The sequence below is a fragment of the Streptomyces sp. NPDC002324 genome (genome assembly GCF_053593335.1).
In genome coordinates this window covers 1-1,487 of sequence record NZ_JBSFCF010000101.1, presented here as the reverse complement: position 1 = coordinate 1,487, position 1,487 = coordinate 1, and the positions used below count along the sequence as shown (strand labels likewise).

General features: G+C 69.7%; 2 protein-coding genes. Both read left to right on the top strand.

The window, feature by feature from the left end; all coding sequences use genetic code 11:
- Positions 1–300 precede the first annotated feature (300 nt).
- Entirely contained in the window at positions 301–960 is a 660-nt protein-coding gene (locus ACWCRJ_RS44560; protein WP_450944698.1) for a LuxR C-terminal-related transcriptional regulator, read from the top strand.
- A gap of 345 nt (positions 961–1,305) precedes the next feature.
- On the top strand, positions 1,306–1,487 hold a 182-nt coding region (locus ACWCRJ_RS44555), incomplete at its 3' end, for a hypothetical protein (protein ID WP_450944697.1).

Sequence of the window (1,487 nt, the reverse complement as noted above, 5' to 3'; positions counted from 1 at the left end):
GCCCGCCCCGCGGCGCTGGCGATCGCGGCCCTGGCGCGAATGGGGTCGGCCGGCGGCGCGCTTCCGTGCTGCCTCCCTCCCCCCTCCCCTCCCACGCCCTCCTCCCACGGCGACTGAACCCCGGCGCGCAGGCGACCGCGCCATTCGGCCAGTTCGACAGCCGTTCCTGTCCTGAATTCCTCGTCGGCGCGGTGCCCGGCGGTTCCGATGCTGAAATGCTGGGGGCTGTCGTACAGGGCGGGCCCGGAGCATGGGCCGGTCGGGGTGGGTGTCGTGGGGGGACAAGGCGTGGAGAACAGGGTGCGGGTGGTCATCGCCGAGGATTCGGTGCTGCTGCGGGAGGGGCTGACGCGGCTGCTGACCGACCGGGGGCACGACGTCGTGGCGGGGGTCGGGGACGGTAACGCCCTGATCAAGACGATCACGGAGTTCGCGGCCCAGGACGACCTCCCGGACGTGGTCGTGGCGGACGTACGGATGCCTCCGACCCACACCGACGAGGGCGTACGGGCCGCCGTACAGCTGCGGAAGCACCACCCTGAGCTGGGGGTTCTCGTCCTGTCCCAGTACGTGGAGGAGCGCTACGCCACCGAACTGCTCGCGGGGTCCAGTCGCGGCGTGGGGTACCTGCTGAAGGACCGGGTCGCCGAGGTCAGGGAGTTCGTGGACGCGGTGGTCCGGGTGGCGCAGGGCGGCACGGCGCTGGACCCGGAGGTGGTCGCGCAGCTGCTCGGGCGGAGCCGGAAGCAGCACGTGCTCGCGGGGCTCACCCCTCGGGAACGGGAGGTGCTGGGGCTGATGGCGGAGGGGCGGACCAACTCGGCGATCGCCCGGCAGCTGGTTGTCAGCGACGGAGCCGTCGAGAAGCACGTCAGCAACATCTTCCTGAAGCTCGGGCTGTCCCCGAGCGACGGGGACCACCGGCGTGTGCTGGCGGTGCTCACCTACCTCAATTCGTGATCCTCTGACACTGTGTCAGAGGATCCGCTCTCCTCGTTCCTCCTCGCTCCTCCTCGTTGTTCCTTGTTCCGCTCTCGCACCTCCTCGTTCCCCTCGCCGTCGCCGGCCCCGCCCCCTCCCCACCTCCTTCGCTCGGATCGAGAACCGCCGACCGATGGCGCGCGTCTTCGAAGGAAGTGGCACGGGCGGGTAAATCATGACAAGTCAGGGCGCTCAGCGGTCTCAAAACAGCGTCCATCAGGCGAAAGAGCGAGGGAAGGTCATCCTCGCCGACGTAGGGTTGGTCTTGGGAGGGCCGGCGGGACGGCCGTTCCCGGACAGCCGCCCCGAGGGAGGTCCAGTTCAGTGACCAGCCAGGTCAGCAGCCCAGCGGAGCAGGCCGACGAGGCCGCTCTGGGAGAACTGAGAGAACAGCGCAAACCGGCGGGGACGAAGGACGTGCGCCGCCTGGACAGGGTGGTCATCCGGTTCGCCGGGGATTCCGGTGACGGGATGCAGCTCACGGGTGACCGTTTCACCTCCGAGAC